General features: G+C 72.8%; 21 protein-coding genes. 13 read left to right on the top strand and 8 right to left on the bottom strand.

Annotation, left to right across the window (positions count from 1 at the left end; genetic code table 11):
- Positions 1-9: 9 nt before the first annotated feature.
- From MUY14_RS15180 to MUY14_RS15155, 6 genes are all read left to right on the top strand, one after another.
- Positions 10-1,284, top strand: a complete 1,275-nt coding sequence (locus tag MUY14_RS15180) for a polysaccharide lyase family 1 protein (protein ID WP_247023651.1) — start codon at positions 10-12, stop codon at positions 1,282-1,284.
- A gap of 207 nt (positions 1,285-1,491) precedes the next feature.
- Positions 1,492-2,262 carry a pectate lyase gene (locus MUY14_RS15175; protein ID WP_315863287.1) on the top strand — a complete coding sequence of 257 codons (771 nt, stop codon included), beginning with the start codon at positions 1,492-1,494 and terminating at the stop codon, positions 2,260-2,262.
- A 62-nt stretch (positions 2,263-2,324) separates the two neighbouring features.
- The gene (locus MUY14_RS15170) at positions 2,325-3,344 is read left to right on the top strand and encodes a pectinesterase family protein (RefSeq protein WP_247023649.1); all 1,020 of its coding nucleotides are present in this window, start codon (positions 2,325-2,327) and stop codon (positions 3,342-3,344) included.
- 32 nt (positions 3,345-3,376) lie between these two features.
- A complete protein-coding gene (locus MUY14_RS15165) occupies positions 3,377-4,357 on the top strand; it encodes an arabinan endo-1,5-alpha-L-arabinosidase (protein ID WP_247023648.1) in 981 nt (326 codons plus the stop codon).
- A gap of 17 nt (positions 4,358-4,374) precedes the next feature.
- Positions 4,375-5,340, top strand: coding sequence for an SGNH/GDSL hydrolase family protein (locus MUY14_RS15160; RefSeq protein WP_247023647.1), 966 nt, complete (start codon positions 4,375-4,377; stop codon positions 5,338-5,340).
- 43 nt (positions 5,341-5,383) lie between these two features.
- Positions 5,384-6,607, top strand: coding sequence for an HNH endonuclease signature motif containing protein (locus MUY14_RS15155; protein ID WP_247023646.1), 1,224 nt, complete (start codon positions 5,384-5,386; stop codon positions 6,605-6,607).
- Positions 6,608-7,492: 885 nt separating this feature from the next.
- Here MUY14_RS15155 and MUY14_RS15150 read toward each other — a convergent pair.
- Positions 7,493-7,840, bottom strand: coding sequence for a cytoplasmic protein (locus MUY14_RS15150; protein WP_247023645.1), 348 nt, complete (start codon positions 7,838-7,840; stop codon positions 7,493-7,495).
- A 37-nt stretch (positions 7,841-7,877) separates the two neighbouring features.
- Between MUY14_RS15150 and MUY14_RS15145 the strand changes: the two genes are divergently transcribed.
- Positions 7,878-8,474: a TetR/AcrR family transcriptional regulator gene (locus MUY14_RS15145; RefSeq protein ID WP_247023644.1), complete on the top strand. Its 597-nt coding sequence runs from the start codon at positions 7,878-7,880 to the stop codon at positions 8,472-8,474.
- On the opposite strand, the gene MUY14_RS15140 is transcribed toward MUY14_RS15145, so the two are convergent.
- On the bottom strand, positions 8,467-8,877 hold the full coding sequence (locus MUY14_RS15140; RefSeq protein WP_247023643.1) for a hypothetical protein: 411 nt from the start codon (positions 8,875-8,877) through the stop codon (positions 8,467-8,469). The genes MUY14_RS15145 and MUY14_RS15140 overlap by 8 nt on opposite strands.
- A 40-nt stretch (positions 8,878-8,917) precedes the next feature.
- Positions 8,918-9,772, bottom strand: coding sequence for a universal stress protein (locus MUY14_RS15135; protein ID WP_247023642.1), 855 nt, complete (start codon positions 9,770-9,772; stop codon positions 8,918-8,920).
- Positions 9,773-9,971: 199 nt separating this feature from the next.
- Here MUY14_RS15135 and MUY14_RS15130 point away from each other — a divergent pair, with 199 nt between their 5' ends.
- Positions 9,972-11,300: a jacalin-like lectin gene (locus MUY14_RS15130; protein ID WP_247023641.1), complete on the top strand. Its 1,329-nt coding sequence runs from the start codon at positions 9,972-9,974 to the stop codon at positions 11,298-11,300.
- Here the strand turns inward: MUY14_RS15130 and MUY14_RS15125 are convergent.
- On the bottom strand, positions 11,285-12,454 hold the full coding sequence (locus MUY14_RS15125) for an MFS transporter (protein WP_247023640.1): 1,170 nt from the start codon (positions 12,452-12,454) through the stop codon (positions 11,285-11,287). The two genes, MUY14_RS15130 and MUY14_RS15125, sit on opposite strands and share 16 nt — an antisense overlap.
- Before the next feature lie 114 nt (positions 12,455-12,568).
- On the opposite strand from MUY14_RS15125, the gene MUY14_RS15120 reads away from it, so the two are divergent.
- Complete coding sequence (locus MUY14_RS15120; protein ID WP_247023639.1) at positions 12,569-13,450, top strand: LysR family transcriptional regulator; 882 nt, start codon at positions 12,569-12,571, stop codon at positions 13,448-13,450.
- 31 nt (positions 13,451-13,481) lie between these two features.
- Positions 13,482-14,441, top strand: a complete 960-nt coding sequence (locus MUY14_RS15115) for a TIGR01777 family oxidoreductase (protein ID WP_247023638.1) — start codon at positions 13,482-13,484, stop codon at positions 14,439-14,441.
- On the opposite strand, the gene MUY14_RS15110 is transcribed toward MUY14_RS15115, so the two are convergent.
- Positions 14,425-15,486 (bottom strand): CdaR family transcriptional regulator, encoded by a 1,062-nt coding sequence (locus MUY14_RS15110; RefSeq protein ID WP_247023637.1) that lies wholly within the window; start codon positions 15,484-15,486, stop codon positions 14,425-14,427. The two genes, MUY14_RS15115 and MUY14_RS15110, sit on opposite strands and share 17 nt — an antisense overlap.
- 104 nt (positions 15,487-15,590) lie before the next feature.
- Here MUY14_RS15110 and MUY14_RS15105 point away from each other — a divergent pair, with 104 nt between their 5' ends.
- Positions 15,591-16,541 carry an alpha/beta hydrolase gene (locus MUY14_RS15105; protein WP_247023636.1) on the top strand — a complete coding sequence of 317 codons (951 nt, stop codon included), beginning with the start codon at positions 15,591-15,593 and terminating at the stop codon, positions 16,539-16,541.
- A 1-nt stretch (position 16,542) separates the two neighbouring features.
- Here the strand turns inward: MUY14_RS15105 and MUY14_RS15100 are convergent, their stop codons facing one another.
- The 3 genes from MUY14_RS15100 to MUY14_RS15090 form a co-directional block, all read right to left on the bottom strand.
- On the bottom strand, positions 16,543-18,324 hold the full coding sequence (locus tag MUY14_RS15100) for a serine/threonine-protein kinase (protein WP_247023635.1): 1,782 nt from the start codon (positions 18,322-18,324) through the stop codon (positions 16,543-16,545).
- Positions 18,321-20,192 (bottom strand): serine/threonine-protein kinase, encoded by a 1,872-nt coding sequence (locus MUY14_RS15095; RefSeq protein WP_247023634.1) that lies wholly within the window; start codon positions 20,190-20,192, stop codon positions 18,321-18,323. Before MUY14_RS15095 ends, MUY14_RS15100 begins: the two co-directional genes overlap by 4 nt.
- A gap of 170 nt (positions 20,193-20,362) precedes the next feature.
- The gene (locus MUY14_RS15090; protein ID WP_247023633.1) at positions 20,363-21,397 is read right to left on the bottom strand and encodes an NADPH:quinone reductase; all 1,035 of its coding nucleotides are present in this window, start codon (positions 21,395-21,397) and stop codon (positions 20,363-20,365) included.
- A gap of 178 nt (positions 21,398-21,575) precedes the next feature.
- Between MUY14_RS15090 and MUY14_RS15085 the strand changes: the two genes are divergently transcribed.
- Together MUY14_RS15085 and MUY14_RS46880 are read left to right on the top strand one after the other, a co-directional pair.
- Positions 21,576-21,725, top strand: coding sequence for a hypothetical protein (locus MUY14_RS15085; RefSeq protein WP_247023632.1), 150 nt, complete (start codon positions 21,576-21,578; stop codon positions 21,723-21,725).
- Between the two features lie 100 nt (positions 21,726-21,825).
- The gene (locus tag MUY14_RS46880) at positions 21,826-21,957 is read left to right on the top strand and encodes a hypothetical protein (RefSeq protein ID WP_281506299.1); all 132 of its coding nucleotides are present in this window, start codon (positions 21,826-21,828) and stop codon (positions 21,955-21,957) included.
- Positions 21,958-21,962: the final 5 nt, after the last annotated feature.

Genomic DNA, 21,962 nt, shown 5'->3' with positions numbered 1-21,962 from the left:
AGGACTGCCATGCGCTGGAAGGCTTTCGCGGGGTGCCTCGCCCTGATCGGACTCACCTGCGCGGCCGTGCCCGCGTCCGCGCACGGGCACGACCCCGGCCGCGTCGTGCTCGGCGCGCGCGACGGCTGGGCCGCGGCGACCACCGGGACGACCGGGGGAGCGGCCGCCCCCGGCATCCGCACGGTGACCAAGCGTTCCGAACTCGTCGCCGCGCTGGCGGCCGACCCGGGCGCGCCGAAGATCATCCGCGTCCGCGGCACGATCGAGGGCAACGTGGACGACCGGGACCGGCCGATGAGCTGCACCGATTTCGCCGACCCCGGCTACACCCTGCCCGCGTACCTGGCGGCGTACGACCCGGCCACCTGGGGCAAGGTCGAGCCGTCCGGGCCCCTGGAGGAGGCACGCGCCCGGTCCCAGGCCAACCAGGCGGCGCAGGTGGTCCTCGACGTCGGGCCGAACACGACGATCATCGGCGACCACGCCACGCTGCACGGGCTGACGCTGCGCGTGACCGGCGACAACGTGATCCTGCGGAACCTGGGCTTCGCCGACGCGCACGACTGCTTCCCGCAGTGGGACCCGCTCGACGGCGCCGACGGCAACTGGAACTCCGAGTACGACGACGTCGACCTGGTCGGCGCGACGCACGTCTGGGTGGACCACAACGACTTCGGCGACGGCGGCAACGACCGGCAGCCGACCTACTTCGGGCGCAAGTACGAGGTCCACGACGGCCTGCTCGACATCGTGAACGGGTCGGACCTGGTGACCGTGTCGTACAACCGGCTGCACGACCACGACAAGACGATGCTGATCGGCAACACCGACAAGCCCACCCACGACGTGGGCAAGCTGCGCGTCACGGTGCACCACAACCTCTTTTCCGAGATCGGGCAGCGCGCGCCGCGGGTCCGGTACGGGCAGGTGCACGTCTACGACAACCTGTACGCGGTGCGGGACGCGGCGGCCTACACGTATTCGCTCGGGGTCGGCGTGGAGTCCCGGATCTACGCGGAGGACAACTTCTTCCGGATTCCCGCGTCGGTACCGCTGGGCGCGCTCGTCGAGTACTGGAAGGGGACGGTGCTGCACGCGACCGGCACCCTGGTCGCGACGGGTACCGCGTGGCCGCGGCCGGTGGACCTGCTGGCCGAGTACAACGCGGCCAACGACCCGGACCTCGGCTCCGACGTCGGGTGGACGCCGGCCCTGGTGGACCGGCTCGACCCGGCGTGGCAGGTCCCGGCGCGGGTGCTCGCCGGCGCCGGGCCCGCGCGCTGACCGTTCGACACTTTCGGTGTTTTCTGAAAACCCGCGCGGGCGGCGACCATCCGGGCGACTTGCCCGGCGCAGCGGCGAACGACATTGACACGGACTGTCCGCAACCCGAAACTCAGTGGCGAGAAAGCGCTTTCACAACCCGGTCGGACGTTTCGTCAGCGCCGATTGAAGAATCAGACCAGGGAGTGATGAATGGTTTCCCCAGTGATTTCCCGGATGATCCGGGTGGCCGCCGTGGCCGCGCTCGTGGTTTCGGCGGCGGCCGGCACCGGCGCGACCGCGTCGGCCGCCACCTGGCCGAGCCCGAGCACGAACGTGCCGGTCGGCGCGACGATCAAGGTCACCAGTGGCACCTACGACGGCGGGCTCAAGCGGTTCTACGGCACCGGCGACCTCGGGTCCGGCGGCCAGGACGAGGGCCAGGACCCATTGTTCCAGCTCGCCAACGGCACCACGCTGAAGAACGTCGTCCTGGGCAGCCCGGCCGCCGACGGCGTGCACTGCCTCGGCACCTGCACGCTGCTCAACGTCTGGTGGGAGGACGTCGGCGAGGACGCGGCGACCTTCAAGGGCACCTCCGCCTCGCAGACCATGACGATCGACGGCGGCGGTGCCCGCAAGGCGTCGGACAAGGTCTTCCAGCACAACGGTCCCGGCACCATGTACATCCGGAACTTCGAGGTCAGCGACTTCGGCAAGCTGTACCGCTCCTGCGGCAACTGCAAGACGCAGTACAAGCGCAACGTCGTCGTCGACAACGTCACGGCCACCGTGCCGGGCAAGGCGCTGGTCGGCATCAACACGAACTACGGCGACACCGCGAAGCTGACGCGGATCACCATCGTCGGCGACTCGAGCCGCAAGATCGAGCCCTGCCAGAAGTACAAGGGCGTCACCAGCGGCGAGCCGACGAAGACCGGCAGCGGCCCCGATGCGACGAACTGCCTCTACACCAGCGCCAACATCACCTACCGGTAGTCCGAGCCGCGCCGCGGGTGCCGGCCGCCGTCCGGCACCCGCGGCGCTCCCAGGGAGGCGTCATGCTCAAGACCCTGCTCGTCGCTTCGGCGCTCGCGGGGGCGGCGCTGGCCGCCCCGCCGGCCGGGGCCGCGGTCGTCAACGTCGTCGTGGCCAAGGACGGCACCGGCACGCACAGCACCGTCCAGGCCGGGATCGACGCCGTATCGGCCGGCGGCACCGTGTCGGTGAAACCCGGCACCTACCGCGAGGTGATCACCGTGCCCGCGGCCAAGACCGGCGTGACCCTGCGGGGCACCACCGGCAAGGCGTCGGACGTCGTCGTCGACTACGACAACGCCAGCGGGACGAAGAAGCCGGACGGCTCGACCTACGGCACGACGGGCAGCGCGACCGCGACGCTCGCCGCGAACGGCTTCACCGCGACGGCGCTGACCTTCCGCAACTCCTTCGACCGCAAGGCCCACCCGGAGATCACCGCCACCCAGGCCGTCGCGGTCAAGACCGCCGGCGACCGGATGGTCTTCGACAACGTCACCTTCCTCGGGCACCAGGACACGCTCTACGCCGACACCGCGGCCGTGGGCACGACCGGCCGCCAGTACTACCGGAACTGCTCGATCAGCGGCGACGTCGACTTCCTTTTCGGGCGCGCGACCGCGGTGTTCGACCGGGCGACGATCACCGCGCTCGACCGCGGTTCGAACCCGAACGGCTACCTGACCGCGGCCAGCACCCGGCGCACCAACCCGTACGGCTTCCTGATCGTGGGCAGCCGGGTGCTCAGCCCGGCCGCGAACGCCAGCTTCTACCTGGGGCGGCCGTGGCACCCGAGCGGCGACGTCGACGCGATCGCGCAGGTCGTGATCCGCGAGACCGCCCTCCCGGCGGCGATCAAGGCGACGCCGTGGACGGACATGTCGGGCTTCTCGTGGAAGGACGCCCGGTTCTTCGAATACCGCAACACGGGACCCGGCGCGGGCACCGGCACCGACCGGCCGCAGCTCCCCGCCGCGCAGGCCGCGAACTTCACCGCGCAGCGCTACCTCGCGGGCGGCGACGGGTGGAACCCCGTGCACTGACCCGGAAACCCCATCGAGTGCGAGGACACCCCATGCGCCTGCCCCGCCTGCTCGCCGTCCTGGCCGCCGCCCTGCTGAGCGCACCCGCCGCCCAGGCCGCCACCTACCCGGACCCGGGGTACGTCACCGGGGACGTCACGGCGGTCCACGACCCGTCGATGATCCGCGCGGCGGACGGCAGCTACCTGCTCTACTCGACCGATCAGTACCTGCAGATCCGCCGTTCGACCGACCGCGTCCACTTCACGAAGATCGGTTCGGTGTGGCCGGGCGGCGCGCCGTGGACGGCACCCTTCACCGACCCGGCCCACCCGGGTTACCTGTGGGCGCCGGACATCTCGTTCCACAACGGCCGGTACTACCTGTACTACGCGGCTTCGACGTTCGGTTCGCGCAATTCGGCGATCTTCCTGGCCACCAGCCCGACGGGGTTGCCGGGCAGCTGGACCAACCAGGGCATCGTCACGCAGACGAGCACGAGCGACGACTACAACGCGATCGACCCGAACCTGTTCGTCGACTCGGGCGGCCGCTGGTGGCTGAGCTTCGGCTCGTGGTGGACGGGCATCAAGATGTACCGGCTGGACCCGGCGACCGGGAAGCGCAGCACGACGGACACCGCGTTGCGCAGCATCGCGCAGCGCACGGGCAGCACGACGGCCGAGGAAGCGCCGTACATCGTGCAGCACGGGAGCTACTTCTACCTGTTCGTTTCGTGGGACTCGTGCTGCCAGGGCACGAAGAGCACGTACCGCGTGATGGCCGGCCGGTCGACGTCGATCACCGGCCCGTACACCGACCGCAACGGCGTCCGGCTGACCGCGGGCGGCGGCACGCAGATCCTGGCGAGCCACGGCGACGTCCACGGCCCGGGCCACGTGGCTGTGCTGCACGACACCGACGCGGACGTGCTGGTCTACCACTATTACTACTCCGACGCGACGCCGCAGACGGGCAAGCTCGGCATCAACCTCATCGGCTACGACAGCGCCGGCTGGCCCTACGTCTACTGAATTCGGGAGTGCCCGTCATGCGCCTGTTCCTGACGATCGCCGCGGTGGCGTCGGTGTCGCTCGCCCCGGCGGCGGCCGCGGACGTCCCGGTCACCGACGCGAACCTCGCCTACACCGGCCGGTGGACCACCGAGTCCGCCGGCGCGGTCCCGCACTGGGCCGGTGCGTACGTCACCGCGAAGTTCACCGGCACGACGGTGAAGGTGAAGGCCCGGGCGGCGGTGAACTTCTACGCGAGCATCGACAACGGCCCCGACGTGTTCTTCGCCGGGGTGAAGGGGACGGTCCCGCTGACGCCGTCGGCGCTGCCCGCCGGCACGCATTCACTGCGGCTGTCCTACCGGTCCGGCGACACGATCTTCCAGGGCCTGGTCCTGGACGCGGGAGCGTCGACGGCGCCGGTGACACCGCCGCCGAAGCTGCTGGAGTTCGTCGGCGACTCGATCACGTACGGCGCGCTGACGGGCAAACTGGCGCTTTCCGCGTACGGCTGGCAGGTGGGGGAGCGGCTCGGGGTGCGCCACACGCAGATCGCGCGTTCCGGCTACTGCCTGGTGGCGGCGCCGGGCTGTGTCGGGCAGGCGGCGCAGTTCTTCCGCACGGACAGCACGGGCGACGCGGCCTGGGACTTCACGCGCTACCAGGCGACGGCGGTGGTGATCAACCTCGGCACCAACGACGCCGGGCACGGTGTCAGCGGACCGGCGTTCCAGACGGCGTACACGAAGTTGCTGCGGGACATCAGGGCGAAGTACCCGAACGCGACACTGTTCGCGTTCGAGACGTTGAAGAAGCGGTACGTGACGGAGACGAAAAACGCGGTCGCGGCGGCGGCCGACCCGAAGGTCCGGTTCATCACCACGGAAGGCTGGCTGACAACGGGAACGGACTACGCGGACGGCGACGGCCACCCGAACGATGGAGGACACACGAAGATCGCCGAACGGCTGGCTCCGATTCTCGCTCCGGTTTTGTTCGCCTGATCGAGTGATGAACAGGTGTTCGGGTGTCGGGTAATCTTGTTGTGTGGACAGAGAAGCGGTGTGGCAGACAGACGCGGAGGCCTTGGCCGACCGTCTCCGTGGGCTGCTCACCGTGGTGCGGTCTGCCGAGGCGGAAATCGGGACTCTGCTGGTGGAAATCGAATCCCGCGGGGTCATGGAACTGTTCGGCTACCGCTCTGTTGCCCGCTTACTCGAACACCTCGCCGACATTCCCCACACGGCCGCCCAGCGCACCGTCGCCCGAGCCCTCTCCCTCACCTCTGCGCACACCCTCGACTCGCCGCCCGCTCTCGCCCCCGCCACCGGCGCTGCCGCGCTGACGGGCGCCCTGAGCACCCCGATGATCGACACCATCATCACCGCCCTCACCCCCATCCCCCTCGAACACCGCGACACCGCCGAACAAGACCTGCTGGCCTTCGCCGCCGACGCAGGCCACAAACAAGTCGCCGCCCTCGGCACCCGGATCCTGGCCCACCTCGACCCCGACGGCACCGAACCGGTCGATGTCGAGCCCGCCACCCCTGCCCGCGAACTCTCGTTACGCCGCAGGCGCACCGGAACCTGGGAACTCACAGGCCGGTTCGACGACGAAACCGGCACCCGAGCCAGCGCCCTGCTCGACGCCCTGGCCGAACGCCGCACCGCCGACGACGGTGGAGACTTCCGTTCCCCGCAGGAACGCTACGGCGACGCCTTCTCCGACGCCGTCGACCTCGCCCTCAACTCCCCAGAGCTGCCGACTCAGGCCGGTGAACGCGCCCACGTCCTAGTCGCCGTTTCCCTGTCGGACCTGCAATCCGGCCTCGGCCAGGCGACCCTGGGCGACACCGGCCTGATCTCCGCGGTCGAGGCCCGCATCCACGCCTGCGACTGCAAGCTGATCCCGTCCGTTTTGGGCGCCACCAGCGAACCCCTGGACCTGGGTCGAGCCCGCCGCCTGATCTCACCAGGCCTCCGCCGAGCCCTGTTCTTACGTGACCGAGGCTGCGCCTTCCCGGGCTGTCACCGCCCACCCCGGCACTGTCAAGGCCACCACATCCGCCACTGGGCCGATGGCGGCCCCACAGATCTCGCGAACCTGGTCCTGCTCTGCGCGCATCACCACCGCTTGATGCACCGCTCGGGTTGGCAGGTCCGCCTCGCGACCGACGGTCACCCCGAATTCCTACCCCCGGTGTTCCTGGACAAGCACCGAAAACCCAGGCGCAACAACATCCACCAACCACTCCCATTCGCAGCCTGACACAACCGAACATGGGAAAGGCCCGCAGCCACCGGCTACGGGCCTACACCCACAACACCACCCGCACGATCGACGAAGCCCGCCATCCTCCGACGCCCGGTCGGCTGGCGATCCCGCCGCAAGCAATCCCCGGGCCCGCACCAATCCTGGCACCGGCGGCACCCCAGCCTCCCCGCGGTTGCCCCTCAGTCACGGCCTCACTGCACTGGCCTTTCACCGCAACTGCTGAGCTTCCTGTGGCGTCCCGTCGCTCGCGGGATCACTGCGCTGGCTGTTCACCGCGACTGCCAAGCTTTCCGCGGTGGTCCCTCTCTCGCGGGGTCACTGGACTGGCTGTTCGCCGCAACTGCTGAGCTTCCTGTGGCGTCCCGTCGCTCGCGGGATCACTGCGCTGGCCGTTCACTGCAGCTGTCGAGCTTTCCGCGGTGGTTCCTCAGCCGCGGCATCACTGGACTGGCCATTCGCCGCAACTGCTGAGCTTCCCGCGGTGGCCCCACAGTCGCGGCATCACTGCGCTGGCCGTTCACCGCAACCGCCAAGCTTTCCGCGGTGGTCCCTCTCTCGCGGGGTCACTGGACTGGCTGTTCGCCGCAACTGCTGAGCTTCCTGTGGCGTCCCGTCGCTAGCGGGATCACTGCGCTGGCCTTCCCCGCGACTGCCGAGCTTTCCGCGGCGGTCCCTCAGCCGCGGCGGCACTGGACTGGCCATTCACCGCAACTGCTGAGCTTCCCGCGGTGGCCCCACAGTCGCGGCATCACTGCGCTGGCCGTTCACCGCAACTGCCAACCTTCCCCCGGCGCCCCTCACCCGCGGCAGCATCGAACCAGCCACGAACCGCAACAAACCCCTCACAAGCCCGACCGTGCTGCCCGCACGCGAAACTCCCTACCCGCCAGCCGGGGCCGGCCCCAGCGCGGAACCCGCCACCGCCCCACCGGGTTCCTTCAACTCCACGAACAGCGAGTGCGTAGGCGTGGTGCCGACGTTCTCGCCCGAATGCTCCTGCGCCCCCACCCAGCGCACCGCCCCCGCAGGCAAGTCCACCGCCACCTCGCGGCCGCCCGACGAGATTCGGCGGCTGAAGGCGCTCAACGTGACCATCACCGTGTCGGGGTGCCGGTGGGGCTCGGTCCGATCGCCCGGCCGGTCGCGGTACTCCAGCACCCGCACCCGCTCGTTCTCGAAAACCACCTGGTACAGCTCGGGGTTCGTTTCGGCCGGGTCACCGGTCATGGCCGCCTCCTTCGTGGGACGTGAGTACCATGATGGCATGGCAGTCCCATACGAGTCCACCGGCAGGCAGCGGCAGAAGGGCCGGACCCGGGCCGCGCTGGTCGAGGCCGCGCACGCGCTGCTCGCCGATGGTGGGTCGCCGACCGTCGAGGACGCTGCCGCGGCGGCCGGGATTTCGCGTACCACCGCCTACCGGTACTTCCCCAACCAGCGCGCGCTGCTGCTCGCCGCCTATCCGGAGATCCAGGACGACGCCGGCCTGCTGCCCGCGGACGCGCCCGCCGATCCCGTCGCGCGGCTCGAGCTCGTGATGCGGGAGTTCATCGCCTTCACCCTGCGCTGGGAGCCGCAGCTGCGCGCGCAGCTCCGGCTGTCCCTGGAGCCCGGCGCCCGGCAGCCGGTACTGCGCCGGGGCCGGGCGATCCGCTGGATCGAGGAGGCCCTCGTCCCGCTCGCGGACACGCACCCGCACCTGGACGTCCACGGCCTGGCGACGGCGATCCGCTCGGCGTCCGGCATCGAGTCCCTGGTCTGGCTGACCGACATCGGCGGCCTCGACCGCGCGCGGGCCGCCGAGGTGCTGGCGGGTTCCGCGCGGGCCATCCTGCGGGCGGCGCTCGACCCGGTTACGTGATCGGCACCGTCGCGACGCAGGAGTCGGTGCCGTTGGTGAAGGTCGTCGACGCCGTCCCCGGCGCGGTCGCCGGCACGTCGACGCCCGGGGGCAGCGTCAGGCTCGTGGTCCCGGACGTCGGCACGGACCGGGTGTAGACCGTGTGCGTGGTGAAGCCGTCGCGGTAGGAGATCCGCAGCAGCAGGTTGCCCGCGTCGCCGATGTACGGCCCGGACGACGTCGTCGCCCCGATCATGTGGTGGTAGCCGCCGGAGGTCTCGTAGCGCAGGGTGAACGAGCCGCCGAAGTCGCCGGAATGGCAGACGGCGGTCTTCTGGGTGATCGTGGCCGCCTGGGCCGGGGCCGCCAGCACCGTGGCGCCCGCCAGCGCGGCCACCAGTCCGGCTCGGATCGTAGTCTTCATGCCCTCATCCTGGACGGCGGCACTTCCGTTTCACTTCTCCTCACCCGGCGGTGCGGACCAGCAGGACCGGGCAGGCGGCGTGGTGCAGCAGGGCCTGGCCGGTCGAACCGAGCAGGAGACCGGGGAAGCCGCCGCGGCCGCGGTCGCCGAGGACGACGAGCTGGGCGTCGCCGCTGCGCTCGATCAGCTCCCGCCGCGGGTGGGCGTGCACCAGGACGCGCTCGACTTCGACGTCGCCGGTGTCGTGGGCCAGCACCCCCGCGCCGAGCAGCCGGTGCCCGGCTTCGGTGACGCACCGGGGATCCGCGCGCGGCGGTGGCGTGTCCGCCCAGGCGTGCAGCACGACGAGCGGGGCGCCGCGGGTGCGCGCTTCGGCCAGCGCGGCTTCCAGGACCCGGATGCCGGCTTCGCTGCCGTCGATCCCGGTGACGACCGGGCGCTGCGCCGCGTCCGGCTCGTCCCAGCCGTCCCCGCGGACGACGACGGTGTCGCAGCGCGCGTGCGTCCCGACGGCCGCGGCGACCGAGCCGGCGAGCAGGCTGGTGAGCCGCCCGTGCCCGGCCGAGCCGACGACGAGCAGCGCGGCGGACCTCGACGCCTCGATCAGCGCCTGCGCCGCCCGATCGGGATCGAGCCGCGTGGCCGCATCATCGACACCGTGCGCGGCGGCGAGCTCCCGCGCGATCCGCAACGCCCGCCGGCCCCGCGCCCGCAGGCCGTCCACCAGCTCGTCCGGCGGCGGCACGACTCCACCGGCGAGCAGCGCGGGCACATCGAGGGCATGCACGACTTCGAGCGGCGCGCCCCGCAGGCGCGCGGCCCGTGCGGCCCAGCGGACGGCATCGAGCGACTCGGCCGACCCATCCACCCCGGCGACGATCGGCGGTCCGGTCATCCTCAAGACTGTAGGCCGCCGCGAGGACCCGTGCGGCGATGTCCCGGAATCAGCGAGCGGCGGTCGAATTCGACGAATTCACGGCGGCGGCGGAAAGAACGGTCCGGCTTTCGGCCGAATTCCCCCGCGGGCCCTTGACGCGCGTCCCGGCGCCGCCCGATCATTCCGGTCGCTCGTCCCCGGGAGAACGAGGTACTCCGTGAAGATCCGCCTCGCCGTCGTGGTCCTGCTGTGCGCGGCCGCCGCGCTGGTGCCGGCCGCCGCGCACGCCGATTCCGCCGACGGCGGCACCTTCTCCGTGCTGAGCTACAACGTCGCCGGGCTGCCCGAAGGCATTTCGAGCGCGCCGACTCCCCGCGAGCCGGCCACGACGGCCATCGGGCAGCGGCTGGGCCCCTACGACGTGGTGCACGTCGAGGAGGACTTCAACTACCACGCCACGCTCTACGCGGCCGACCACCACCCGTACCGCACCCCGACGAGCGGCGGCGCGGGGATCGGCAGCGGCCTGAACACGCTGTCGTCGCTGCCCTACGACACCGGCGACTTCGAGCGCGTGCGCTGGAACTCGTGCCAGTTCGACTCCGGGGACTGCCTGACGCCCAAGGGATTCACCTTCATGCGGCTGAGGCTCGCCGAGGGCGTCTACGTCGACGCGTACAACGTGCACACCAACGCGGGCACGAACGACGGCGACGAGGAGTCGCGCGCGTCGAACCTGGCGCAGCTGACCGCGTTCATCCGCACCCACTCGGCGGGCAACCCGGTGCTCGTCATGGGCGACACCAACACGCGCTACACCCGCGCGGCGGACACGATCGCGGCGTTCGCCGCCGACAACGGCCTCACCGACGCCTGGGTGCAGCTCGTCCGCGGCGGGTCCGCGCCCGCCCCGGGCAGTCCCGCGCTGGTGTGCGACCCGCAGCACGTCACCGACGACTGCGAAGTCGTCGACAAGGTCCTCTACCGCGGCAGCCCGCTCGTCTCCCTCGACGCGACGGCCTACCACAACGAGCACGCGAAGTTCCTCGACGACCAAGGCCGGACGCTGTCCGACCACGACCCGGTCACCGTCGGGTTCGGCTGGAAGCGCAACCCGGCGCTGCGCCTGTCCGAGCAGTTCGGCGGCCCCCACGGCGACTACTTCACCGACGTCGGTGCCGTCGGAGCGGGCGCCCGCGTCCGGACGCTCTCCCTGCGCGCGGGCTCGCGGGTGGACCAGCTCGGCGTCACGCTCGAGAACGGCACGGTGCTGACCCACGGCGGGACCGGCGGGACGGCGGCCGCGCTGACCCTCGGCGCCGGCGAATACGTCACGCGAGCGACCTTGTGCCAGGGCAGCTACCAGGGCCACACGCGGATCTTCTCCGCGGCGTTCACGACCAGCACCGGCCGCACCCTGGCCGGCGGCTCGGCGACGGCGGACTGCGTGACCCGCGTGGCGCCGGCGGGCTGGCAGCTCGCCGGCTTCCACGGGCGCGCCGGCGGCGAGGTCGACAAGATCGGGTTCGTCTACACCGAGCGGTGAACGGACCAGGCGAGCAGCGCGAGTTCCAGCACCGCGAACCCGGCCAGCGCCACCGAACCCGGCGCCAGGAGCAGCGCCAGCCCGACGAGCAGCACCGGCAGCACGAGACCCGCGTACGCCACGAGGAACAGCGCCGCCAGCACTTCGCCGCGGGTGAGGTCGTCCGCGAGCGCCGCCACCGTGCCGACCGACGCGCGGAAGCCCAGCCCGAACCCGGCGCCCGCGAGCACGCCGGCGGCGAAGAACAGCGGGAGCGAGGCCGCGAACGCCGACGCCGTCAGCAGCACCAGGCCGGTGCCCATCAGCACGTAGCCGGACCGCAGCTGCGCGCGCGTGCCGAGGCGTGAGAACGCGATCTGGGCGAGCGCCGCGCTGCCCAGCATGGTGAACGGCGCGAGCCCGGCGAGCAGGCGGGACGGCTCGTGCAGTTCGTGCGCCAGCAAAGCCGGGGCGAGCGCCATGAACAGACCGCTCAGCGCGAACGCCGCGAACGCGCCGATCGCGGCGCCGGTGAACTCGCGCCGGGCCGACGGCGGCAGCGAGAGCCGCTGCGGGCGGTAGGCCGGGCGCTCTTCCCGGCGTTCGACCGTCTCCGGCACCAGGCTCACCGCGATCGCTTCGAGCAGGAGCACGACCAGGAACACCGCGAACGGCGTGCTCAGCGGGTGGACGGCGAACCGCGCGAACACCCCGCCCACGAGCGGGCCGAGGGCCAGACCACCGGCGTTCACGACGGTCGCGGTGAGCGCGGGGGCCCGCAGCTCGGACAGGTGCGCGGTGGCCGTCGCGGTGATGACGCCGATCCCCGCGCCGCTGAGGAGCCGCGCGACGATCAGGCCGGGAACGTCCGGCCACAGCAGGAAGAGCGCGGCGGCGAGGGCTTCCGCGAGCAGCCCGGCGAGCAGGACGCGGCGGCGCCCGAGCCAGTCGCTGACGTGCCCGGCGAGGTACAGGCTGAGCATCACGCCGACCGCGTAGGCGGCGAAGATCACCGTGACGAGGAAAGCGGGGAAGCCGTCCCGCTGCTGGTAAAGCGCGTAGAGCGGGGTCGGCAGGGTGGAGAACGCGAGCGCCGTCGCGAACGCGACCGCGACGACGCGGAAACCCAGCCCGTGGCTCACGCGGAGCCGGGCGGGGGACAGGGTGACGGACATCGGGACCTTCCAGAACGCAGTGGATCTTCCGCTGTCCACGATCACCCCGCCGACTCAGCAAGTCCAACGAAAAGTGCTGGTCCCAGTTATCGGTCAAGACGATAGATTGGGTGGATGGAGACGCGTCAGCTCGAGTACTTCGTCGCCGTCGCCGAGGAACTCAGCTTCACCCGGGCCGCCCAGCGGGTGTTCGCGGTGCAGTCCACCGTGTCCGCCGCCGTGCGGTCCCTCGAAGCCGAGCTCGGCACGCGGCTGTTCGACCGGTCCACCCGCCGGGTCGCGCTGTCGGCCGCGGGTGCCGCGTTCCTGCCCGAGGCCAAGGCGGCGATCGAGGCCCTCGAACGGGCGCGCGCGACCGTCCAGGAGGCCTCGGAGGGCCTGCGCGGCAGCCTGCGCATCGGCACGCTGACGTCGATCGGCGGCGTCGACCTGCCCGCGCTGCTCGGCGCGTTCCACCGGCGCTACCCGCTGGTGGACATCCACGTGACGGTGTCGGTCACCGGCTCCACCGGGCTGGCCGACGAGGTCCGCCAGGGCCGGCTCGACGTCGCTCTGGTGGGCCTGCCCGAGACCGACCTCGCCGGGCTGGACGTGCTGCGGGTCGACACGCGCCCGTTCGTCGTGGTGCTGCCGGCCACGCACCGGCTCGCCGCCCGGAAGGCCGTCCGGCTGGCCGACCTCGCCGGCGAGGCCTTCATCGACACCCCGCGCGGGTTCGGCAACCGGGTCCTGCTGGACCGGGCCTTCGACGCGCTCGGCTCGCCGCGGCGGGTCACCGTCGAGGTCGCCGACCTGCGCCCGGTCCCGGGGTACGTGCGCGCCGGGCTCGGCGTCGCGGTCGTCCCGGACACGCCCGCGCCGGCCGACGCGGACGTCGTGGTCCGGCCGCTGGCCGGCGCCGGGCTGGACTGGCCGCTCAACCTGGTCACCGCCGCGGCCAAGCCGCCGAGCCGGGCGCTGCGGACGCTGCTCGACCTCGTCGAGAAGAGTATTTGAACGCGTTCAACTCTTTCGGTACGGTGGGATCATGAAGGTCGTGATGCCGGGCGGGACCGGACACCTGGGGCGTGTGCTGAGCCGGGCGCTGGCGGGCTGCGGCCACGAGGTCGTCGTCCTGACGCGCGGGACGGCCGCCGCGGAGCCGGGCGTGCGCACCGCCGGTTGGGACGGGCGGAGCGCGGGGCCGTGGACGGCGGAGATCGACGGCAGCGACGTCGTCGTCAACCTGGCGGGCCGGTCGGTGAACTGCCGCTACACCCGGGCGAACCTGCGGGAGATGTGGAACTCCCGCGTCGACTCCGCGCGGGTCGTCGGGGGTGCGATCGAGCGCGCCGCGCGGCCGCCGCGGCTCTGGCTGCAGATGAGCACGGCGACGATCTACGCGCACCGCCACGACGCCCCGAACGACGAGGCCACCGGCGTCCTGGGCGGCGCCGAGCCGGACGTGCCGGCGTACTGGTCCTCCAGCGTCGACATCGCGCGGGCGTGGGAGCGCGAGCAGGAACTCGCCGATACGCCGCACACGCGCAAGGTCGCGCTGCGGACGTCGATGGTGATGAGCCCGGAACCGGGCGGGGCGTTCGAGATGCTGCTCCGCCTGACGCGGCTCGGCCTCGGTGGCCCGGTCGCCGGCGGCGGGCAGTACATGTCGTGGATCCACGAGGCCGACCTGCTCCGGGCGATCGACTTCCTCGTCGAGCACGAGGAGCTGAGCGGCCCGGTGAACCTGGCGGCCCCGGAACCGTTGCCGTACAAGGAGTTCCTGCGGGCACTACGCACGGCCGCGGGTGTACCGTTCGGACTGCCGGCGACGAGGTGGATGGCCGCGCTCGGCGCGTTCGTGCTGCGCAGCGACCCGGAGCTGCTGCTGAAGAGCCGTTTCGTGGTCCCGGGACGGCTGCTGGAGGCCGGTTTCGAGTTCGCCTTCCCGTCCTGGCCCGTCGCGGCGGCGGACCTGGTGCGGGGTCCACTCAGGACGGTCGGCTGAGTTCGGCGTTGTCCCGCAACCGCCGCAGCATCAAGGCGAGGTGCAACCGGAAGCGGCCGGCGGGGGAGTCGACGTCGAACCCGAGCACGGCCTCGGCCCGCGCGAGCCGCGCCGGCATGGTGCTGTGGTGCCGGTGCAGCACCGCGGCCGCCTTGCGAGCCGACCCGGTGGCGCACAGGGCCTCGAGCGCGGCGAGGGTGTCTTCCCCGTGGGTCTCGGCGGCGAGCCGGTCGAGCGCGCGGACGTCGGCGAGTTCGGCGAGGCCGGCGGGGGAGAGCGCGCCCTCGAAGGCGGCGAGGCTGCCGAGCCGCTCCCACGAGACGACGGGGTCGCCGTCGGAGGTGAACTTGAGCGCGGTCCGCGCGGCGGCCCAGGAGCGAGCGACCTCGATGGCGGGTACGACGGGGCCGACGCCCACGCGGTGACCCGCCGGGGTCGCGGTCGCCTGCGCACCGGAGCCGGCGGGCGACCGCGGGGCATCCGCGACCAGCACCGCCCGCACGTTCCCGAGCAGCGCCGACCGGCCCGCGGGTACCTCCCCGCCCACCGTGGCCAGCACCCGCAGCCGGGCCGACGGGCCGAACCCCAGCAGGTGCAGTGCCCGGGAGCGCTCCGCCGTCCCGGCGTCCTCCGTGAGGGCCAGCTCCACCAGCGCCGGATCCCCGAGTTCCGGCGTCGGCACGCCGGAGTGCTCCAGCAAGATCGCCGTCGCGATCGCGAACCGCTCCAGCAGCATGTCGTCCAGCGGCAGCGGCGCGCCCGCGCGAGCCACCCACACGGCCACCCCGCCCTCCAGCGAGCGGACCGCCGACCCGGTCGGTGCCGTCCCCGGCGCCGAAACCTCGCCGCCCGGGGCCGCGCGCAGGGACAGGCCGCGGCCCGGCGCGTGCACGCCGACCGGGCAGCCCGCGAGGTCGGCCGTCGTGCGGACCAGGGTGTCGAGGTCCGCTCGCGCGGTGATCAAGCGGTCGAAGAACCCGATCACCCGCACGGCGTTCTCGGCGTCGGCGTCGAGGCCGGACAGCCGCAGCAGCAGCCCCTTCATGCCGTCACGATAGGCGCGCTCGCCGCCGGATGGCGAGTTCCGCGGCACCAACGCCCGCCGCGTGGCGGTGGCCCGGGCCGGGCGGGCGGCCGATGATCGGGGGCATGACCTACGCGATCGACCCCGAGCTGCTGCCCTGGCTGGACATGCTGCCGGCGGTGGCCCTGACCGACCACGAATCCCTGCTGGCCGCGCGGTCTTCGATGTCGCAGCTGGGAGAAGTCCTCCCGAGCTACGAGCCGGCCGACCCGATCGACGTCCGGGACACCGCGGTGCCCGGCCCGTCCGACGCCCCGGACGTACCGGTGCGCGTCTACACCCCGGCCGGGCGCACCGAAGCCGTGCCCGGACTGCTCTACATCCACGGTGGCGGGTTCGTCCTCGGCGACCTCGACATGTTCCACACGTCCCTGCTCCGCTTGGTCGACGAGCTCGGCATCGTGATCGTCTCGGTCGACTACCGGCTCGCGCCCGATCACCCGTTCCCGGCGCCGGTCGAAGACTGCTACGCGGCCCTGACCTGGCTCGAAGCCAAGGCCGACGAGCTGGGCGTCGACCCGGCCCGCCTCGGCGTCGCCGGCGAGAGCGCGGGCGGCGGCCTCTCCGCGGCGGTCGCGCTGCTGGCCCGCGACCGCGGCGGCCCCGCGCTCGCCTTCCAGTACCTCGGCATCCCGGAACTGGACGACCGGCTCACCACCCCGTCGATGCGGGCGTACGTCGACACCCCGGTCTGGAACCGCCCGAACGCGATCTTCAGCTGGACGAGCTACCTCGGTGCGGAACCGGGCGGCGACGGCGTTTCCCCGTACGCGGCCCCGGCCCGCGCCACCGACCTGGCCGGCCTGCCGCCCGCGTTCGTGACGACGTGCCAGTTCGACCCGCTGCGCGACGAAGGCATCGAGTACGCCCAGCGCCTGGCCCACGCCGGTGTCGCGGTCGAGCTCCGCCACTACCCGGGTACGTTCCACGGCTCCGGCATGGTCGAGGCGGCCGGGATCTCGCGCCGGATGTTCGCCGACGAGGTCGAGGCCCTGCGCCGCGGGCTGCGCGGCTGACTCACGGCCGGGGCAGCTTGCCCACCAGCGCTTTGCCGAACGCCACCGCCGTGTCGCAGGCGCCGCCGCCCGGCTTCGTCGCGAAGAGCCGGACGTGCTCCGCCTGCGTCGCGTCGAACCGGCGGTGGTTCCACGTCACCGTGCAGCTGTCGCCGGTTTCGCGGCGGGTGGCCGGCACCCCGCCGAGGTCGACCGGTGTGCCCTCCTCCGGGACCACGGTCAGCTTCTCGAACGTCAGCCGCAGCGACGTCGTGGCCGTCCACTCGCACTCGCGGAGGCGGTTGAGCGTGACCTGGCGGACCGGGCCCAGCACCGCCTCGGGCTTCTCGGGCACCTGGCACGGGTCCAGCGCGAGCAGCGTGCCCGGCGGCAGGGCGTACCCGATCCCGCCGTCGCGGAGGCGCTGGAGCACCGTCCCGAGCGCGGTTTTCGCCAGCGCGCACGTCTTCGCCAGCGCCGTCACGCCGAGTTCGGGCTGAGCGGGGAGCTGGACGCTCGCGTCGCACGTGCTGCCGCTGATCTCGCTGAACAGCACCGGCCGGCCGTCGAGGTCCTCGGTGGGCCGGCCGCCCTCGACGTAGATGCGGTCGCCCAGTTTGACGCCGATCCTGGCGCCGGACCGGTTCTTGAAGTCGCAACGGTCGAAGTACAGCGGGTCCGGCTCGGCCTGCAGCTTGCCGACGTCCGCGACCGAGACGCCGTCGAGCACCCGGCAGGGATCGGTGCGCCGCAGCGTTTCCAGGCTCACCGGGTCCAGGTGCTGACTCGGCGGCGGCGGATCGGCACCGAACACCTCGACCGCCACCAGGCTGCCGGTGGCGAGCGCGGCGAGGGCGGCCGCCACCGCGACGAGCGGCACCCAGCGGCGCCGCCGTGGCGGGGCGGGCAGCGGCTCGGGCGCCGGCCACGCGAGCGCGGTGCGGACCGCGGTGTCCTGCGCCTCGATCAGCCGGTGCACCGGCGGTGGCCACGGCCCCGGCGGCACCGAGCCGAGGAAGTCGAGGAGCTGCGCCGGCGACGGCCGCCGCGCCGGGTCCTTGGCCAGGCACGGCTCGACCAGCGCCCGCAGCCCGGGCGGCACCGCGGTCAGGTCCGGTACGGCGTGCACGACGTTGTAGAGCAGCTGCGCCGTCGTCGAACCGGTGAAGGGCCCGCGTCCGGTGGCCGCCATGACGAGCAGGCCGCCGAGGGAGAAGATGTCGCTCGCCGGGGTCAGCGGCCGGCTTTCGGCCTGCTCCGGCGACATGAACGCGGGGGAGCCCACGATGCCGCCGGTCCCGGTGAGGTCCGCCCCGCCCTCGGCGGCGCGCGCGATGCCGAAGTCGATGACGCGTGGCCCGTCGCCGGTGAGCAACACGTTGCCGGGCTTGAGGTCGCGGTGGATCAGGCCGACGCGGTGGATCTCGGTCAACGCGGTCGCCAGCCCGACGGCGAGCCTGCGCACGGCCTCGACCGGCAGCGGCCCGGTCGCTTCGACGGCTTCCTTCAGCGACGGCCCGGTGACGAACACCGACGCCAGCCACGGCGTTTCGGCGTCGGGATCGGCGTCCATGACGGCCGCCGTGAACGCTCCCGAGACCCGTTGCGAGGCCACGACTTCCTGCCGGAACCGGCCGCGGAAGTGCGGGTCGCGCGCGAACTCGGCGTGCACCTGCTTGAGCGCGACGAGCCGCCCGTCGGGGGCCACGCCGAGCAGGACGCGGCCCATGCCGCCCTCGCCGAGTTCGGCGATCAGGCGGTACTTCCCGGCGGTGCGGGCCTCGCCCGCTTCGAGTGGCTTCACGGCTTCGGCAGCCCCGGCCGGGCCGCCTTGGCGAAGTACTGCGTGCGGCGGCAGGTCTCGTCGGGACCCAGCGAGCCGGCGGACGTGCTGTAGGCGACGGTCACGTTCTCCGACATCCGTTCGTCGATCGGCCGGTGCAGCCAGGTCAGGCTGCAGAGCACCTTCGCCGGGTTGAACCGCTTGGTGGTGAAGAAGGCGGTGACGCCGTCGAGGTCGACGGTGCCCGCCGAGTCGTAGTAGGAATCCTTCGACACGAACGGCCGGCTGCCGCGTTCGAGCGTCAGCGTCACTTCGCCGCCGACCTGCCAGTGGCATTCGTGCAGCCCGTTCGGTTGGACCTTGGTGACCGGGCCGAGGATCCGCTGGGCGGTCGCCGCCGGGACGAGCCCGCACGGGTCGACCGGCGCGAGACTTCCCTGCGGCACAGGAGAATCGAAGCTCCGGAGCCGCTTCACCGCTTCGCCGAGGGCGGCCTTCGCCGTGTCGCACGGCTTGGCGAACTTCCCGGCCGCGTCACTCGCCTCGACGCCGATGGTGGCGGCCGGGCGGTCCACGACGGGCACGGCCGCGGTGCAGCGGGTCGTCTCGTCCTCGACGCTCAGCGGCCGGCCGTCGAGCTCTCCGGCGGGCGTCCCCTTGGCCGCGACCGGGCCACCGATGGTCAGCTCCAGCCACTGGCCCTGCGCCGTCTCGTAGGTGCAGGCGAAGAAGTGGACGCCGATCTTCGGCGTGAGCGTCCCGGTTCCGGGCACCGACGGCAGCACCGCGCAGGGGTCGGCCCCGCGCAGCTTGTCCGGGCCGAGCGGGTCGGGGTTCGGCGCGGACGTCGTCGTGGCCGGTGCCGGCGGGGTGCCGCTCGCCGGGGCGGCGGTCGCGCCGTCGTCGCCGTTCAGCAGGGCGACGGCGGTGATCGTGCCGCCGAGGACGACGGCGGCCGCGATGGCGGCGAGCGCGACCCGCAGGCGTCGGCGCGGCTTGGGCGGCTTGGCCACGACGGCCGCGACCTCGGCCTGGCGGCGGGCGATCAGCGCGTGCACGGCGGGCGGCCAGGGGCGCTGTACCGGCGGCAGCGGTCCGAGCAGTTCGAGCAGCTGCGCGGGTGTGGGCCGCCGGGCCGGGTCCTTGGCGAGGCACGACTCGGCGAGCGCGCGCAGGTCCGGCGGCAGGGCCCGCAGGTCCGGGTGCGTGTGGACGACGTTGTAGAGCGACTGCGGCGCCGACGCCCCGGCGAAGGGGCTGCGCCCGGTGGCGGCGAGCACGAGCAGGGCACCGAGCGAAAAGACGTCGCTCGCCGGGGTCAGCGGCCGCCCGTCCGCCTGCTCCGGCGACATGAACGCCGGCGAACCCAGGATGACGCCGGTGTGCGTCAGGTCGGTGGCGCCTTCCGCGGCGCGGGCGATGCCGAAGTCGATGACGCGGGGCCCGTCCTCGGCGAGCAGGACGTTGCCCGGCTTCAGGTCCCGGTGCACCAGCCCGGCGCGGTGGATGCCGGTCAGCGCGGCCGCGAGCCCGGCGGCGAGGTGCCGGACCGCGGCGGGCGGCAGCGGCCCGGTCGCGTCGACGGCTTCCTGCAGCGACGGCCCGGTGACGAAGACCGAAGCGAGCCACGGCGCCGGCGCGAACGGGTCGGCGTCCAGCACCGCCGCGGTGTGGGCACCCGAGACCAGCCGGGAGACCTCGACCTCGCGGCGGAACCGCTCGCGGAAGCCCGGGTCGTGCGCGAACTGCCGGTGGACCCGCTTGACGGCGGCGAGCCTGCCGTCCGGGCCGACGCCGAGCAGCACCCGTCCCATCCCGCCCGCGCCGACCGCGGCGAGCAGCCGGTACCGCCCGGCCCGCGCCGGTTCACCCGGTCCCAACGGCTCCACACCCACCTCCGCGGGCGATGGTAGAACGTCGGACCGCGGGGGAAGGACGGAACGCGCGCTCCGGGTGCGCCGGGACCCCCCGGCCCGGCGCACCCGCAGGTCAGGCCACAACGTCGGTGACCGTGTCCTCGACCACCTGCCACCGGCCGTGGTCGCGCACGAGCGGCGGGTCAGGGAGCGGTGACGTCGATCAGGACCTTGCCCGTGACGCCGTCCTCCGAGGCCGCGTGCGCCTTCGCCGTGTCGGCAAGGGAAAAGCGATGGACCGGCACGCCGCGGTCCTCGCCCACGCGCAGGGCGCCGTCGGCCAGCGCCGCCGTGACGTCCTCCGTGCCGGCGCGCAGCTTGTCCTCGCCCACCGTGTACAGCACCAGGAACTGGTACCGCGCGTTCAGCCACACGTTCGCGCCGAACTCGAGGGTCACCGTCCCCGTGCCGCGGTCGTCGCCGTACATCGCGACCGTGCCGCGCGGGCGCAGCACCTCGGTGTGCAGCTTCGCGTTGACCCCGGCCGCGACCTCGACCACCAGGTCGACGCCGTCGGGAGCGGCTTCGCGGATCCGGGCGCCCAGCGAAGGATCGGGGTAGCGCACGACGTGGTGGGCGCCGGCCGCGCGGGCCAGGGCGGCCTTCTCGTCGCTGCTGACCGTCGCGATCACCGTCGCCCCGGCCCAGCGGCCGAGCTGGATCGCCGCGTTGCCGACCGCGCCCGCGCCGCCGCTGACCAGCACCGTGCGGCCGGCGAGGGCGCCGGGGGCGAGCCGGGACGGCCCGTCTTCGGCGACGGTGAGCGCCCGGTGCGCGGTCAGCGCCGGGATGCCGAGCCCGGCACCCTCGTCGAAGCCCGCGCCGTCGGGCAGCCGGACCAGTTTGGCCGCCGGCAGCACCGTGTACTCCTGCGCGGTGCCCGACCCGGGCCCGTACGCGCCGGCGATGACCACCCACACGCGGTCGCCCGGCGCGAAGCCGGTGACGTCCGGGCCGACGGCGTCGACCACGCCGGCGCCGTCCTGGTTGGGCACTGTCTCGGGTACCTCGGCACCCGGGTCGGCGCGGGCGCCGCCACGGGCCTTCCAGTCGGTGGGGTTGACCGCGGACACCACGATCCGGACGCGGACTTCACCGGGACCCGGGTCCGCCGCGGCTCGCTCGGTCAGTGCCAGCACCTCGGGTCCGCCGTGACGGTGGTAGACGACTGCTTTCATGTCCGGTGCAATCCCGCCCGACCCGCGGTTATTCCCCGCGCACCCGGAAATCGCGCGACGGGAAATCGGTTTTTCCCCGCCGGGAAAAGCGAAATCGGCGCCACGCGGGTGATCCCCCGGCCGGGCGATTTTCGGTGTTGCCCGAGCGAAACCGGCCGCCGTCGCAGAAACTGGGCGCGTGGGAGAGGAAAAGCGCGCGCCGAACGACGAACGGCCGAAGCGCGACGAACGAGAACCGACACCGATCTTCGACGCGGTCTTCAGTGCCACACGCGCGAAGGCGAATACGGGTAATCCGGCGCAGGAACCGGACAAAGCCGGGCGGTGAGCGGACGCCGGCCCGCCGGACGTGTGGCACTTTGTTCGACGTCCGCAGTGAACATGTAGCATCTCGGGTGCTCGTGCACCCGGTCGTCGAGGAGTGAGCCGTGGCAGGCGTCGTCAACAGCTTGATCGCCGCCGAGTACGCCGCGGGCGCCACCATCTCCGAGCTCGCCGAGCGCTGGGGGATCGACCCCCGCCAGGTGGTCGAGCGGATTTCGGCCGCCGCCGGCTCCTGAGCTCC

Origin of the sequence: Amycolatopsis sp. FBCC-B4732, from assembly GCF_023008405.1 — a bacterium.
GTDB classification, from domain to species: Bacteria; Actinomycetota; Actinomycetes; order Mycobacteriales; family Pseudonocardiaceae; genus Amycolatopsis; species Amycolatopsis pretoriensis_A.
This window is presented reverse-complemented; position numbering and strand designations above follow the sequence as displayed.